The sequence below is a fragment of the Sphingomonas sp. AC411 genome (assembly GCF_979253035.1).
Window position 1 is genome coordinate 3176344 of sequence record NZ_CEEDAQ010000001.1, and the last position, 15321, is coordinate 3191664.

The 15321-nt window shown below is 66.9% G+C and carries 9 protein-coding genes and 5 pseudogenes; 7 read left to right on the plus strand and 7 right to left on the minus strand.

Annotated elements, in window-relative coordinates; translation table 11 throughout:
* Positions 1 to 187: 187 nt before the first annotated feature.
* Positions 188 to 574: a glycine zipper 2TM domain-containing protein gene (locus AC0IX7_RS16290; protein WP_471812847.1), complete on the minus strand. Its 387-nt coding sequence runs from the start codon at positions 572 to 574 to the stop codon at positions 188 to 190.
* Positions 575 to 729: 155 nt separating this feature from the next.
* On the opposite strand from AC0IX7_RS16290, the gene AC0IX7_RS16295 reads away from it, so the two are divergent.
* Positions 730 to 1755: an esterase-like activity of phytase family protein gene (locus AC0IX7_RS16295; protein WP_471812849.1), complete on the plus strand. Its 1026-nt coding sequence runs from the start codon at positions 730 to 732 to the stop codon at positions 1753 to 1755.
* 265 nt (positions 1756 to 2020) lie between these two features.
* Here the strand turns inward: AC0IX7_RS16295 and rpmB are convergent.
* Positions 2021 to 2321 (minus strand): annotated as a pseudogene (gene rpmB, locus AC0IX7_RS16300) (50S ribosomal protein L28).
* A 194-nt stretch (positions 2322 to 2515) separates the two neighbouring features.
* On the opposite strand from rpmB, the gene AC0IX7_RS16305 reads away from it, so the two are divergent.
* Positions 2516 to 2734 (plus strand): hypothetical protein, encoded by a 219-nt coding sequence (locus tag AC0IX7_RS16305; RefSeq protein ID WP_055874129.1) that lies wholly within the window; start codon positions 2516 to 2518, stop codon positions 2732 to 2734.
* A gap of 39 nt (positions 2735 to 2773) precedes the next feature.
* A complete protein-coding gene (locus tag AC0IX7_RS16310; RefSeq protein ID WP_471812851.1) occupies positions 2774 to 3223 on the plus strand; it encodes a nucleoside deaminase in 450 nt (149 codons plus the stop codon).
* Between the two features lie 141 nt (positions 3224 to 3364).
* Here the strand turns inward: AC0IX7_RS16310 and pepN are convergent.
* Positions 3365 to 5952 (minus strand): annotated as a pseudogene (gene pepN / locus AC0IX7_RS16315) (aminopeptidase N).
* 431 nt (positions 5953 to 6383) lie between these two features.
* Between pepN and AC0IX7_RS16320 the strand changes: the two are divergent.
* The 3 genes from AC0IX7_RS16320 to AC0IX7_RS16330 are packed head-to-tail and all read left to right on the plus strand — an operon-like array spanning position 6384 to position 8616.
* Positions 6384 to 6977 carry a hypothetical protein gene (locus tag AC0IX7_RS16320; protein ID WP_471812853.1) on the plus strand — a complete coding sequence of 198 codons (594 nt, stop codon included), beginning with the start codon at positions 6384 to 6386 and terminating at the stop codon, positions 6975 to 6977.
* Complete coding sequence (locus AC0IX7_RS16325; protein ID WP_471812854.1) at positions 6863 to 7783, plus strand: M28 family peptidase; 921 nt, start codon at positions 6863 to 6865, stop codon at positions 7781 to 7783. Before AC0IX7_RS16320 ends, AC0IX7_RS16325 begins: the two co-directional genes overlap by 115 nt.
* On the plus strand, positions 7780 to 8616 hold the full coding sequence (locus tag AC0IX7_RS16330; RefSeq protein ID WP_471812855.1) for a Rossmann-fold NAD(P)-binding domain-containing protein: 837 nt from the start codon (positions 7780 to 7782) through the stop codon (positions 8614 to 8616). The genes AC0IX7_RS16325 and AC0IX7_RS16330 overlap by 4 nt, the downstream gene beginning before the upstream one ends.
* Here the strand turns inward: AC0IX7_RS16330 and AC0IX7_RS16335 are convergent.
* The 3 genes and pseudogenes from AC0IX7_RS16335 to AC0IX7_RS16345 all read right to left on the minus strand — a co-directional run bounded on the left by AC0IX7_RS16335 (position 8529) and on the right by AC0IX7_RS16345 (position 12844).
* Positions 8529 to 9407 carry a DMT family transporter gene (locus AC0IX7_RS16335; RefSeq protein ID WP_471812857.1) on the minus strand — a complete coding sequence of 293 codons (879 nt, stop codon included), beginning with the start codon at positions 9405 to 9407 and terminating at the stop codon, positions 8529 to 8531. The genes AC0IX7_RS16330 and AC0IX7_RS16335 overlap by 88 nt on opposite strands.
* A gap of 40 nt (positions 9408 to 9447) precedes the next feature.
* A pseudogene (locus AC0IX7_RS16340) lies at positions 9448 to 10449 on the minus strand (threonine aldolase family protein).
* Between the two features lie 210 nt (positions 10450 to 10659).
* A pseudogene (locus AC0IX7_RS16345) lies at positions 10660 to 12844 on the minus strand (transglycosylase domain-containing protein).
* Between the two features lie 191 nt (positions 12845 to 13035).
* Between AC0IX7_RS16345 and AC0IX7_RS16350 the strand changes: the two are divergent.
* A complete protein-coding gene (locus tag AC0IX7_RS16350) occupies positions 13036 to 13656 on the plus strand; it encodes an NADPH-dependent FMN reductase (RefSeq protein WP_471812859.1) in 621 nt (206 codons plus the stop codon).
* Positions 13657 to 13799: 143 nt separating this feature from the next.
* On the opposite strand, the pseudogene AC0IX7_RS16355 reads toward AC0IX7_RS16350, so the two are convergent.
* Positions 13800 to 15306 (minus strand): annotated as a pseudogene (locus AC0IX7_RS16355) (efflux transporter outer membrane subunit).
* Positions 15307 to 15321 lie beyond the last annotated feature (15 nt).

A 15321-nucleotide genomic window follows, 5' to 3' on the forward strand; every position in this document is an offset into this window, starting at 1 on the left:
GCTTCCGAACGGGAAGCCGGCCCTCGCCCTCGATAGCGCTACGCGAGGGAACTGGGAAACTGGTGTGGCCCGGGCCGGCGGGGCGCGACGCGGCAAAGCCGTCGTCGGTCGGGTCAGGCGCTGCCTGCCCGCCGTCCGTGCTGGCGCTTGCTCGCTTTCGCTTGCAGCGGCCCGAGCATAGCCGGGCCTAGCGCCGGCAGTACCGCGGGTTATCCGACTTATCGATCGCGTTGCCGGCGAGGCCACCGCCTGCTGCGCCTAGCACTGCGCCGAGCGTCCGGTCACCGCGACCGGCGATGGTGTGGCCGAGCAGGCCGCCGGCGAGTGCGCCGACGATCGTGCCGCCGCTGTTGTCGCAACCGCGACGGCTGCGGGCGTTGTAGTTGTAGCGGCGATCGTTGCCGCGATACTGGCGATAGCCACGATCGTAGCCACCGTCGCGATAGCCACCCTGATAGCCATCGTAGCCACGCTCGTAGCGCGAGCCCCAGCGCTGCGCATCGGCGGTGGCGGGAACGAGGGCGGTCGCACCCAATGCGAGGGCACTGGCGGCGAGGGTAAAAGTCTTGAACATCGTGCGTCTCCCGTTGGGGATTTCGGCGGCGGCGTTTGCCGTGCTTCCATCCTCGATGAGACGCTTATGGGTGATTCGCATTGAGCCGAGCCTGAATGCCTCCGTTATCCGCGGTTCATGCTTCCGTGCGCGCCCCGAGCCCCTATGAGGACGCGATGCGGCGCCTGCTCACCTTGTTGTTCGTGTTTGTAAGCGTCTGCGCCGTCGTGCCGACCTGGTCGGGCGAGGCGCGGCTCGACCTGCTCGGCGACCGCGCACAGCTCACGGCGACTCGCGTGATGCTCGATCGGACCAACCCGCGGCATGTCCGGGTCGGAGGGCTGACGTATCTTGGCGGCGTGGCGCTCGCCAGCCGCGACCGGGCGTTCGGCGGGTTCTCGTCGCTCGAAATCGCCGCCGCGGTCACCGGGAATCGCTTCACGCTGCTCAGCGACGGCGGCAATGTCGTGCAGTTCGACATGGGGCCGGACTGGCGCCCGCACCGTATCGCCTTCACCAACCTGCCCGCCGGGCCGGGCATCGGCTGGGAGAAGCGCGACCGCGACAGTGAATCGATGGCGATCGATCCGGCGACGGGCAGGATCTGGGTCGGGTTCGAGGATGGCAACACGATCTGGCGTTATGCGCCGGGGTTTGCGCGGTACGAGGCGCGGGTGGCGCCGGACGCGATGCGCAAATGGCCGGCGAACAGGGGACCGGAATCGATGGCGCGGCTGCCGGATGGCCGATTCGTCGTAATCAGCGAGGAGGCGCATGTGCGTCGATCGGACTGGACCGGGGCGGAGAAGGCGCGACTGCAGACGCGGCAGGCGTTGATCTTCGCGGGGGATCCAACCGGCGCCGCGCAGCCTTCGCGTTTCGCCTACGAGCCTTATGGTCGGTATGATCCGTCGGACGTCACCGCGTTGCCGAATGGCGACCTGCTGGTGCTCGATCGTGGGTTTCGCCTGCCGTTCACGTTCTCGGCGCGGATATCGCGGGTGGTAGCGCAGGATGTGGCGGCGGGGCGGATCGCGCGCGGACGCCTGATCGCGACGATCGATGCGCCGCTGATCCACGATAATTTCGAGGGGATCGACACGACGGAGGAGAACGGCGCGACGATCGTGTGGATCGTGTCGGACGACAACCAGATGTTTCTCCAGCGGACGTTGCTGCTGAAGTTTCGGTTGGATCGGTAGCGGCGTTTCCCCGCCAATTCTCGTCATCCCAGCGAAAGCTGGGATCTCCCCGTGAGGCGGGCGTCATCTGTCACGTGAAATATCCCAGCTTTCGCTGGGATGACGAGGTGAGCTGGGAGGAGCGACCTAGAGAGGTTGTAGAAGTACGGGCCTATGCAGACTTGGCCTAACCACAAACGCCGACGGCCCGCCCTGCGGTGTGCAGGGCGGGCCGCGGTGATCGTCTTGCCCGCCGCCTAACAGCGGCGACCTTCAATCGTCGCGGTTAGGCGGCGACTGCCGAGGCTGCGATCTTCTTGACGACTTCGCGCTTCAGGCGGCGAACGCGGAGCGACAGCTTGTCGTCCGAGGTCTTCACCAGCCAGTTGTCGAGGCCACCATTGTGCTCGACGGTGCGCAGGCCGTGCGTCGAGACGCGCAGCTTGACGCCCTTCTCGAGCGAGATCGGAGAGCAGCGTGACGTTTTGCAGGTTCGGCAGGAACGTGCGCTTGGTCTTGTTGTTGGCGTGGGAGACGTTGTTCCCGACCATCCGGCCCTTGCCGGTCAGTTCGCAAATGCGCGACATGTGATTACCTATTCAAGTGTCGGGAGGAACCCCGGAAAGGCGCGCGGATAGCTGGCACGCCGGCTTTCGTCAACCGATTCACGTAAAACGTGCCTGCGGTCGTCCGCATCGAGCATTGTGCAACCTGCGGCGATCGACGACGTTGTTACGCTATCGAACTGTTCAATGCGAGCCGTTCAAAAAGGGGATGTCTCATGCGTACGCTCTTGTCACTCGTCGCGATCGTCGTTCTGGTCGTGGTCGGCCTGATGTATTTCGGGATCATCAACATCGACCAGACCCGCCAGGGCGTCGTCCAGGCACCGAAGTTCCAAGCGGACGTCGCCAAGGTCACGCTCGGCACCGAGAACAAGACCGTGGCGGTGCCGACGATCAACGTCGAGAAGCCGGCCAACAGCCAGGCACCGAACTGAGCTTTACGGGACGCGGGCGGCGGGGCAGGGCCTGAGACCATGTTCCCCGTCCCCGAACCCATGCGCCGCGCGCTCGACGCGGCTCGCAACGCGGCGCTGGCTGGGGAAGTCCCGGTCGGCGCCGTTGTCGTGAAGGACGGGGTGGTTATTGCCGTGGGTGCCAATGCGCCACGTGCGTTGTGCGATCCGACCGCGCATGCCGAAATCCAGGCGATTCGCGCGGCGGCTTCGGTGTTGGGGAGCGATCGGCTCGATGGCTGCGATCTTTGGGTGACGCTAGAGCCTTGCGCGATGTGCGCCGGGGCGATCGCGCATGCCCGGATCGCGCGGCTCTATTATGGGGCGGCGGATGCGAAGGGTGGTGCGGTCGAGCATGGGCCGCGGTTTTTCGGTCAACCGACGTGCCATCACCGGCCCGAGATTTACGCCGGGATCGCCGAGACCGAGGCGGCGGCAATCCTGCGGGAGTTCTTTGTGAATCGACGGTAGGACGATGCGGTCCACGATCCTCCCCTGCAAGGGAGGTGGCAGCGCGTTGCGCTGACGGAGGGGTGACCCGCTGTCGAGAGGGTGTCACCCCTCCGTCGCTTCGCGCCACCTCCCCTTGCAGGGGAGGACCTAATACGTTCCTTACCCCTCCAGGCTCTTCGAAGCCTGTTCGAACAGGTCCTTCGACAACCCCGGCGTCCGTACGATTCGCTCCAGTTCCGCGCGCATCAGGTCCGCCCGACCCGCATCGAACCGCCGCCACCGACCCAGCGGTGGCAGAAGTTTCGCCGCAGTCTGCGGGTTGAGGCGGTCGAGCGCGATCAGCTGGTTCGCGAGGAAGCGATACCCACTCCCGTCGGCGTTGTTGAAAGCCCGCTGGTTCGCGCCAAACGCGCCGATCAGCGAGCGCGCGCGGTTGGGGTTGGTCAGGGTGAAGTCGGCATGCTCGGCCAGCGCGGCGACGACCGCGCCGGTATCGTCACGCGACGACTGCGCCTGCGCCTGGAACCACTTGTCCAGCACCAGTGGGTTGTCGCAATATTGGCTGTAGAAAATGTCGAGCGCAGTGGTCCGGATGTCGGACGCGCTGCTGACGAGCGTCGTCAGCGCACCCATCCGGTCAGTCATGTTGTCCGCCGAATCGAACTGCGCAAACGCTAGGTCAGCCGCATCCGCTGCGCCGCTCGCTGCTGTATAACCGAGTGCTACCGTCCGCAGGCGACGGAGGCCCTTGCCCTCGGGCGTGTAGGCATAGGGCTGTCCCTCGCCGCGTGCGTAAGCCTGCCGCCATTGTGCTTCGAGCCGCGTGCCGAGATCGCGACGCAGCGCCTCGCGGGCGCGGAAGATCGCCTCGGGATCGACTACGGTCATCTGGTCGCCGATGAAGCTTTCCGATGGCAGCAGCACGGCTTCCGCGATGAACGCCAGATCGAGGTCGGGATTGTCGAGCGTGTTCGCGACCGCTGCGATCACGGCCTCGTGATCCGTGCGCCGCTCGACCGAGGCGACGAGCGTATCGAGCATAAGCTGCTGCATCGCCTCGTAGCGCGCGAATGGATCGTCGTCGTGCGCGCTGAGGAACGCGAGGTCGGCGGCGGTGCGGTCGGTCTCGACCGCCACGGGGGCCGAGAAACCGCGGTTGATCGACAGGACTGCGCGCTCGGCGAGGCCCTCGAACACGACCGTATCGAGCGTGTCGTCGAACAGAACGAGGCGCTCGTCGGTCAGCGCCGCGCCGGACTCCGCCCCGAACAGCTTCACGCGCAATGGCAGCACCATCGGCGACTTCACCGGCTGGCCCGGCGTCGCGGGGACCTGCTGAGCGAGACGGAGCGTCGCGCGGTCGCCGTCCTGCGAGAGGCTGGCGGAGACACGTGGCGTGCCCGCCTGCGTATACCAGAGGCGGAACTGGGTGAGGTCGACCTTGCCGCCTTCCTCCATCGAGGTGACGAAATCCTCGCAGGTCGCTGCCGTCCCGTCGTAGCGGTCGAAATACAGGTCGGTGCCGGCGCGGAAGCCCTGCGGGCCGAGGATAGCGGCCATCATCCGGATCAGCTCTGCACCTTTGTTGTAGATCGTCGCGGTGTAGAAGTTGGAGATCTCTTGGTACGATTCAGGCCGCACCGGGTGAGCGAGCGGGCCGGAATCCTCGGGAAATTGCGACGCGCGCAGGCCGCGGACGTCCTCGATCCGCCTGACCGCGCGCGAACCCTGGTCGGCGGAGAAGCCCTGGTCGCGGTAGACGGTGAAGCCTTCCTTCAACGACAGCTGGAACCAGTCGCGGCAGGTGATCCGGTTGCCCGACCAGTTGTGGAAATATTCGTGCGCGACGACCGCGGCAATCGCGTCATAGTCGTAATCGGTCGCGGTATCCGGGTCGGCCAGGATGTAGCGCGAATTGAAGATGTTGAGGCCCTTGTTCTCCATCGCGCCGAAATTGAAGTCGTCGACCGCGACGATGTTGAACACGTCGAGGTCGTATTCGCGGCCATAGGTCGTCTCGTCCCACGCCATCGCGAGCTCTAGCGCCTTCAATGCGTGGTCGGTCTTGGGGAGGTCGGCCTCGCGCACCCAGATGCCGAGCGACACCTCGCGGCCCGACATCGTTGTGAAGCTGCTGCGGTTTACCGCGAGGTCACCGGCGACCAGAGCGAAAAGGTAGGAAGGTTTGGGGAACGGATCGTGCCACGTTGCCCAGTGGCGACCGTCGTCGAGATCGCCCTGCGCGACCGGATCGCCGTTCGCGAGCAACACAGGAAAGTGCTTCCTGTCGGCGGTCATCTTGACCGAATAGACGCTCAGTACGTCTGGCCGGTCGGGGAAATAGGTGATGCGGCGGAAACCTTCCGCCTCGCACTGGGTGCACAGGTTGCCGCCCGAGGCGTAGAGCCCCATCAGCTGCGTATTGCGATCGGGCGCGATCTCGACCTGAGTCTCGACGAGATGCGCGGCGCCGGTGAGCGGGATGACGAGCTGCTCGCCGTCGATCCGCCAGTCGTTGATCGCCACGCCGTCGACCATGACCGAGAGGGCTTTTGCCCCGCGCCGTCGAGCCGCAGCGGTTTGGCGTGATCGCCGTTGCGCGTCACCGCCAGTGTTGCCGTTACGCGCGTGGTGGACGGATCGAGGTCGAAATCCAGTTTCGTCTCGGGGACCAGCCATTCCGGCGGGGTATAATCCTCGCGGCGAATGACGAGCGGGTGGGCGAGACTGTTCTGGATGTCGAGCATATGCTGGCGAATATAGGGCCGCGGCCGCCTATCGCCAGCCAAAGCTTGCGCGGGTGTAGGTGCATGCTACGCCGATGCAACACGTTCCCTTTGCAAGGATTTCCGGATGTATCGTCCTCTCGGCGCGCTCGCGTTGCTCGCGCTTTCTACGTCCGCTCTGGCGCAGACGGCGCCCAAGACTGTTCCCGCGCCTGCAACTCAGGCTGCACCGGCGACCGCTCCGAACGCTGCCGAACTGAACGCAAAGCTTGCGGCACCGCTGCCCGCGGATCAGGCGGCGATGAAGGCACATGTGCTGTTTCTCGCGTCCGATGCGATGAAGGGGCGCGAGGCTGGCAGCCCGAGTTCGACATCGCCGCGCAATATGTCGCCGCGCAATTCTATGCCGCGGGGCTTCGTCCGGGTGGCGATGCGGGGGGTATCTCCAGGCGGTGCCGCTGGTATCGTACAAGGCGGCGAGCAAGGGCGATTTCGTCTGGACCGGTCGCGGGGCCGCGCAGCCGCTCGTGTTCGGTGAGGATTACGTGCCCGCCGCGAACGGTGCGAAGGCGGAGACCAGCGTTTCGGCGCCCGTCGTGTTCGTCGGCTATGGCATCGATGCGCCGCAATACGGCCAGGACGACTACAAGGGCGTCGACGTGCGCGGCAAGATCGTCGCCTATTTCGGCGGCGCGCCCGCGCGGTTCGGCGGCGAGGAGCGCGCGTTCTTCGGATCGGGCGGGACCAAGGCGGCGACCGCGCAGTCGAAGGGCGCGGTCGGCGTGATCACGCTGGAGAGCCCGCGCTCGGCCAAGGTGCGGACGTTCGCCAAAATGGCGGACTCCTACGCTACGCCGCGGATGACGTGGGCGAACCCGGACGGCACGGCCAAGGTCGACGCGCCGCGCGCCCGTCGCTCGGCACGGTCAGCATGGTCGGGGCGGCCAAGCTGTTTGCCGGTGCGAGGACGCCGTGGAGCCGGATCGTCAAGCAGGCGGACAGCGACAGCGCCAAGTTCAAGTCGATGCCGCTGGTCGGCTCGCTGACGGTCGCGACCAAGACGAGTTTCGTACCCGCGGCCAGCAGCAACGTGGTCGGCGTGATCCCCGGCAGCGATCCGGTGGTCGGCAAGGAGGTCGTCGTGCTGTCGGCGCATCTCGATCACATCGGCATCACGAAACCCGTGAAAGGCGACGCGCTCAACAACGGCGCGCTCGACAATGCGATCGGCATCGCCAGCCTGATCGAGGAGGCCAAGCGGTTCACGGCCAGCGGGCAGGGGCCCAAACGGACGATCATGTTCCTCGCCGTCACCGGCGAGGAGAAGAGGCTGGTCGGCAGCGATTACTTCACCAACCATCCGACCGTGCCGCTGACCTCGATCGTCGCGGACGTGAACCTCGACATGCCGATCCTGACCTACAAGTTCGAGGACATGGTGGTGTTCGGCGCCGAGCGCTCGACGATCGGCCCGATCGTGCAGAAGGCCGTTGCCGCGATCGGCGTTGGACTGTCGCCTGATCCGATGCCTGAGGAGGGCATCTTCGTCCGTTCGGATCACTTCCGCTTCGTGCAGAAGGGCATCCCGTCGGTGTTCCTGTGGCCGGGTCAGAAGGGGCCGGGCAAGGCGGCGGTCGCGTATTTCATGGCGAACAATTATCACAAGCCGTCGGACGATTTGACGCAGCCGATCCTGTGGGATCAGGGCGTGCGGTTCGTTGATGCGAACTACCGGATCGCGCGCGAGATCGCGGACGGTGCGCAGCGTCCGGTGTGGAATGCGGGCGATTATTTCGGGACGCTGTATAAGGGCCCGATGGCGCAAGGCGTAGCGGGCGGGGCGGCAAAATGAGCCGACTGCTTGTCTTCGGGCTGGGCTACACCGCGGGGCGGATCGCCGAGCGACTGGCCGGCGAGGGCTGGCATGTCGTCGGCACCACGCGCGATGGTCGCGGCGATACGCTACGCTTCGATGATACGGACGCGGTGACGGCAGAGATCGCGGCGGCGACGCATATCCTGTCGTCGGTGCCGCCGGTGGACGAGGTCGATCCGGTGCTCGTTCGTTACGGTTCGCTGCTAATACGAACGCGGGCGTGGCTCGGATACCTGTCGTCGACCGGGGTGTACGGCGACGCTCAAGGCGCGTGGGTGGACGAGACTGCGCCGACCGGTGGTGGCCGGCGGAGCGCCCGCGCGGCAGCGGATGCGGACTGGCTCGCGATCGGCGCGCGGGCGTTTCGGTTGCCGGGGATTTATGGCCTGGGTCGCTCGCCGCTCGACCGGGTGCGGCAGGGTAAGGCGCACCGGATCGAGCAGCCGGGGCAGGTGTTCAGTCGCGCACACGTCGACGATATAGGCTCGGGGGTGATCGCCGGGTTCGATGCGCCGGCAGGGGCGTATAATCTGGCGGACGACGTGCCAGCGTCGCAGAACGACGTCGTGGCCTATGCGGCGATGCTGCTCGGGATGCCCGCGCCGCCGTTCGTGACGCTCGAGGAACTCTCGGCGATGGGACGCGGATTCTACAAGGAGAACCGGCGGGTGGCGAACGGCAAGGCGAAGCGCGTGCTCGGCTGGACGCCCGCGTGGCCCGACTACCGTGCCGGTCTGCGTGCGCTGAGCGCGATGACAAGCCCGATCCCGGACAATATCGCGCCGGCAACCGCCAACGTCGACCAGTGATAGCGCTCGAAGATCGTCGATAGCAGCATCGCGATCACCGGCACGATCACGCCCGAATAGGCCGCTTTCGCCGGGCCGATCGCGCGGATGACGTTGAAATACAGCGGGAACGCGAGCGCCGACGCGAACACGCCGAGATAGAGGATGCCCGCGACATAGCCGAAGCGCGGCTCGAACACCGGCGGGCCGGTCGTGATCCACGCGAACGCCGCGTCGAGGCTCGCGCCGATCAGCATCGCGATCGCGAGCGTCGGTGCCATCGGATAGCGCTTGGCGAACGCGCTGCCCTGGATGACGTTGGCGACCGAGGCGGCCATCACGCCGCACAACGTCAGGACGATGCCGATCGTCGCCGAGCGCGGTCCGTGCGGATCGACGCGCGCTTCGTTGACGAAAAGCAACGCGACGCCCGCCATCGCCACGGCGCATCCGACCATCAGCTGCCGCCCGAGGCGCTGCTTGAGGAAGATGCGACCGAAGATCGCGTTGGGGACGAGCAGAAGCGCGAACACCACCGCCACCAGGCCCGACGTGACGTAATGCTCGGCACGGTAGACGAAGTTGAAGTTGAACGTGAACAGCGCGATGCCGATCACCGCCGCGAACGCGTAGCCGCGGGCGTCGAATCGGAAGCTCTCGCGCTTGATGCTCGCGTAGATCGCCATCGCGATGCCGGCGACGAGGAAGCGATAGCTGATCGACCAGCTCGCCGGCACCACCGCGATCTGGTCGCGGATGACGAGCCAGGTCGAGCCCCAGATCAGCGTGACGATGCCGAACGGGATTAGCACTGCCGCGCGGGTCGACTGTGGTGGGTCGGTTGGGCCGGGGTCATAACTCCTGGATCGCGTCGGCGAGCAGGGCGACCGCGTCCGCCGGGCTGTCCCAGGCGGTGACGAGCCGGATTTCGCCGGCTGCCCAGTCGTAGAAGTCGAAGCCTTTGCGCGGAGGGCCGCAGCTTCTTCCGGCGTGGCGCGGAGAAAGACTTCGTTTGCCTCTACCGGGTGGACGAGACGGTCGCCAGCGGCTGCTGCAAGTTTGGCTGCACCGTCGTTCGCGGCCTTGGCGTTGGCGAGCCAGAGGTCGTTCTCGAGCATCGCCAGGATCTGCGCGGCGAGGTAGCGGCCCTTCGACAACAATAGCCCGGCGCGCTTGCGGCGGTATTGCGTGACGGCGGCGAGATCGGGTTTGAAGAAGACCAGCGCCTCCGCGCTCATCGCGCCGTTCTTGACGAAGCCGAAGCTCAGCGCGTCGACGCCAGCGCGCCACGTCATCTCGGCGGGCGAGCAGCCGACATGGACCATGGCGTTGGCGAACCGCGCGCCGTCCATGTGGAAGCCAAGCCCGCGCTCCTTCGCCAGCGCGCCGATCTCCGCGACCTCGTGGGGCAGGTAGACGCGGCCATATTCGGTGGCGTTGGTGATCGAGATCGCGTGCGGCTGGACGCGGTGGACGTCGTCGGGGATCGCGTCGATGACCGTGCGAGATCGTGTCGGGGGTCAGCTTCGCGCCGTCGCCGTCGGCGAGGAACAGCTTGGCGCCGTGGGTGTAGAATTCGGGCGCGCCACCCTCGTCGTTCTGGATGTGCGCGTCGCGGTGGCAGACGATGCCGCCGTGCGGCGGGCACAATGCGGCGAGCGCGAGGCAGTTGGCGGCGGTGCCGGTGGGGACCCAGAGCACTGCGACGTCGGTCTCGAACAGCTCGGACAGGTGGCCGTCGAGCTGCTGGCTCCACGCATCGCCGGCATAGGCGGTGTCGAGCGTGTCGGCGGTGGCGATCGCGGCCATGACCTGCGGGTGGATGGTGGCGGCGTTGTCGGAGAAGAAGCGCATGGTCAGGACATGCTGCGATGCGGTGATCGCGTCAACGGGGGCGTCGGTCGGTTGATGTTACGAGGACTGCAGCACCTCCAGACCACCCCGGCGAAGGCCGGGGCCCAATTGGCAAGGTGGCAATAACGTTGCGCTGTCCATCGTCATAGCTGTCCCCCAATTGGGCCCCGGCCTTCGCCGGGGTGGGGCGTTCGGGCGGGGGCAGAAACGCTACTGCCCCTCGTAAGGCCCCGGTTCTTCCTCCGGCGGCCTCCGATCGTCGCGTGGGGGCGGGCCCTCCTCGCGATCGCGGCGTGACGGTCCGACCGAGATCGTACCGTCCTCGCCCATCTTCAGGTTGAAGCCGAGACCCTCGATCTCGCCACCCAGCGGCAATACCGCATTGTCCTCATCCCCTGACGGCAACGCGTCGGGATCGACCTCCTCGACCGGCGGTGGCGGCGCGGCAACCGGCGCGATTCCCAGCGCAGACTGCATGAAGTCGCGCCAGATCCGCGCCGGGATGCCGCCGCCCGACAGGCCGGGATTGGAGGAATTGTCGTCGTTGCCGACCCACACGCCGACCACCAGATCGCGCGCGAAACCTATGAACAGCGCGTCCTTGTTGTCGGAGGTCGTGCCGGTCTTGCCGAACGCGTCGACGGTGAGGTTCGCCTGCCGCCCGGTGCCGTTACGGATCGACGCGGCGAGCAGGTCGAGCATCTCGTCGTGGATCTTCGACGGCATCTCGGTCGCGCCACCGGTCAGCGACTGGTACCAGCCCTTCTCGCGCACGTCGGCAAGCCCGCGTGGCTGCACCGGATATTGCTCGCGCGCGATGGCGGCATAGGCGGCGGTCAACTCCAGCAGCGACACGGTCGAGGTGCCGAGCCCGATGGTCGCCTCGTTCGGGATCGGCGTCGAGATGCCGAGATCGCGCGCCGCCTTGATCACCGCCTTCACGCCGACCTGTTGCGTCAGCCGCGCGGCGGCGACGTTGGACGAGCGCGCGAATGCCTGGCGCAGCGTGATCGTCCCCTGATAGCGGCCGTCGCTGTTCTTTGGCGACCAGTCGCCGATCGTCACCGGGCTGTCTTCGATGGTCGAATCGGGGGTCATCCCCTGGCGCATGGCGGCAAGGTACACGAACAGCTTGAAGGTCGAGCCGGGCTGGCGGCGCGCCTGGGTCGCGCGGTTGAACGGGCTCTTGCGGTAATTCTTGCCGCCGACCATCGCGACGACGCGGCCGTCGGGACGCATCGCGACGAGCGCGACCTGCGCCTGACGCAGGCCCGCGCGCGCGACGGTGCGCTCGGCGGCGCGTTGAAGCCGGGGATCGAGCGTCGTCTGGACGGTCGTCTCGGTCTTCACCTCGCCCGCCTGGTCGCGTGCTTCGGGCAGGATCCAGTCGGCGAAATAGGTGCCGTTGGGAAGTTGCGACGGGCGGCTGCCGAGCACGCGCTGCGGCCGGACCGCATCGCCCTCGGCCTTGGTGAGGAAACCGGCATCGACCATTGCGCCGACCACCACGGCCTGACGCTTGCGCGCGCCTTCGAGGTTGGAGGTCGGGGCGAGGCGGGATGGTGCCTTGACCAGACCGGCGAGCATCGCTGCCTGGCCGACGTTCAGCTTGTCGGGGGTGCGGCCGAAATAATGCTTGGCGGCGGCACTGATCCCGTAGGTGTTGTCGCCAAAATAGACGTTCGAGAGATAGCGCGAGAGGATCTCATCCTTCGACAGCCAGGCCTCCAGCCAGAACGCGATCATCGCCTCGCGGATCTTTCGCGTCGCGGTGCGGTCCGAGATCGAGGAAGGCGTTCTTCGCGAGCTGCTGCGTGATCGTGCTGCCACCCTGGCGCACGCCGCCCGAACCCATGTTCGCCCAGGCCGCACGGGCGATGCCGCGCGGGTCGACGCCCCAATGCGAATAGAAGCGCCGGTCCTCGATCGCGAGAAACGCCTGCGTGACGTGCGGCGGGAGCGTGGCCGCGTCGACCGGCTTGCCGATGACCGCACCGCGTCGCGCGATCGGCGTGCCGTCGTCGGCCGTGAGCGTGATCGAGGGCGGGGTGGGCGGTTGCAGCGACTTCGACAATGGCGCGGTGATCGCCAGCCAGATGATCGCGATCACCAGCAGGACGATGCCGATGCCGAAGCCGCGCAGAATCCAGCGCCCGATCGGACGGCGCGGGCGCGGCGTACGGGGCGGGACATAGCCGGCGGTCGGGTCGCGATCATAGGGGTACGGGTCTTCGCCGCCCCGCTCCGCCTCGTATTTCTGGCGCAGGCGTTCGCGTTCGGTGATCAGCCGTTCGCGCTCATAGGCATAGGGCTCGCGGTCCCCCTGCGAGTCGGCGCTGGAACGGGAGGTGTCGAAGGGATCGGGGCGCATCGGTCGTTCCAGCGGGTCGGCCAAGCGGCGGACATCGAGTGTGTTATCGTTATACGACAGTTCGGGCAAGCCTGAGCGTGCACGGCGTATGCCCATGCTTAACGTGTACGGGGCTTAGCGACAGCGCTTGCGGTGGTCGGGCTCGCGGTGGCCGGGGAGCGAGAACGGACCGAAGCGCTGTTGTCATCGTGCGGCGAAACGGGGAAGAGCATCCCATGACCTTCGAACAGGATAAAACCGTGGCCGCTCCCGACACTCTTCCCGCCGTTCTGCCGCTGGTCGTCGGTATCGGCGGCACGATCGGCGGCGTCTCGTCGACCGAGCGGGCGCTGCGGATCGCGCTCGATGCGGTCGAGAAGCAGGGCTATCGCACGCTGATGTTCGGCGGCGCCGACATGGCGCGCCTCCCGCTGTACGACCCGAAGGCGACGACGCGGACCGCGGACGAGCAGGCGTTCGTGGCGGCCGTGCGGGGCGCATCGGCGGTGATCATCGCAAGCCCCGGCTATCATGGCAGCATCTCCGGCGTGGTGAAGAATGCGCTCGATCTGCTGGAGGAAACCGCGCGCGACGAGCGGCCGTATCTGGCGGACATGCCGGTCGGGCTGATCGCCACGGCCTATGGCTGGCAGGCGACCGGGAGCACGATCGCCGCGCTGCGCTCGATCGTCCATGCGCTGCGCGGGTGGCCGACGCCGTTTGCCGCGGCGATCAATACGCAAGTGACGAAGTTCGACGACGAGGGTGGCGCGAGCGACCCTGCGGTGGTCGAGCAGTTGCGCCTGGTCGGGCGGCAGGTCGCGCGGTTCGCGCCGTTGTCGGAACCGGCGAACTAGGGCTTCTCGACGTTGTATCCTCCCCCGCCAGGGGAGGTGGCTACGCTTGCCAGACGGACGGGGAGGACAGGTACAACCGCTGTTCCGTGTCCTCCCCTCCGTCGCCTTCGGCGCCACCTCCCCTTGCGGGGGAGGATCGCAGGTTAGTTTGGCCGGCGGGTGTCGGTGGACTGGGTGGTCGTCACCCCGCCACCCAGCGCGCGGTAGAGTTCCACCGAGTTGCTGTCGCGGGTCAGGCGGGCAGCGAGCAGGCTCTGTTGTGCGGTGTAGAGCGAACGCTGCAGAATCGAGCGTGTTCAGGAACGTGTCGATGCCTGCACGGAAGCGCAGTTCCGACAGCTTGAATGCGCCTGCCGCGTTGTCGCGCAGCGAGGTCTGCGCCCGCAACTGCGCTCCGATCGTGCCGCGGCGGGCAAGCGCATCGGCGACTTCGCGGAAGCCGGTCTGGATGCTCTTCTCATAGGTGGCGACTGCCGCGTCGCGCGTGGCCTGGGCGTAACGCAGATTGCCCTTGTTGCGGCCGAAATCGAACAGCGTCTGGCTGACCGATGGCGCGACCGACCAGTTCTGCGTGCCGCTGCCGAACAGGTTCGACAGGCCGAGGCTGATCGTCCCGAAGGCTGCGGTCAGCGAGATGTTCGGGAAGAATGCCGCGCGCGCCGCGCCGATATTGGCGTTGGCCGCGATCAGCTGATGCTCGGCCGAGGCGATGTCGGGACGGCGCAGCAATACCTCCGACGGCAGGTTGGCCGGCAGGTTCTCCAGCGTCGGGCTGGTTTCCTCCAGCCGCGCGGGAAGCAAGTCCGCGGTCAGCGTCGTGCCGGCGAGCAGGTTCAGCGCGTTCTGGTCCTGCGCGATCAGCGTCGTCGCTTCGGCGATATCCGAGCGGGCCTGATCGTAGCTGGTGCTCGCCTGCCGCACCTCGAGCTCCGACGCGATGCCGATCCGGAAGCGGTCCTGCGTCAGCTTGACGGTCTGGCCGAACGCCCGCTCCGTATCGCGTGCGATCTTGAGGCGATCCTGGTCGGCTGCCATCGTCAGCCACTGTGTCGCGATCTCGGCGATCAGCGAGACCTGGGCTGCGTTGCGGTTTTCCTCCGCGGCGAAATACTGTTCCTGCTGCGCCTGTGTCAGATTGCGGACACGGCCGAACAGGTCGATTTCCCAGGCCGAAACGCCGACATTTGCCGAATAGATATCGGCGCGTCCGCTGGACACCGCGCCGCCCGCACCACCACCAGTACCGCCGCCAGTACCGCCCGTTCCACCGCCGGTACCGCCACCGACCACGCCGAACGGCGACTTCTGATAGGTCGCACCGCCGTTGGCGGCGAGTGTCGGGAACAGGTCTGCGCGCTGGACGCGGTATTGCGCGCGGGCCTGCGCGACGTTGGCGACCGAGACGCGCAGGTCGCGGTTGTTCTCCAGCGCAGTACGGATCACGCGACGCAGGCGATCGTCGGTAAAGAACGCCTCCCACGCGGTATCCGCCGGCATGATCGCGCCGGCCGCATCGGTCGCTGCATAGGCAGGACCGGCGGGCGTTGCCGCCGGCACCGACAATTCGGGCCGGACGTATTTCGGGGCAAGGTTACATCCGGCGAGCGTAAGCCCGGCGGCGAACATGAGCGCGGTCTTGCGCGTGAGCATGGGAGCTAACATCGG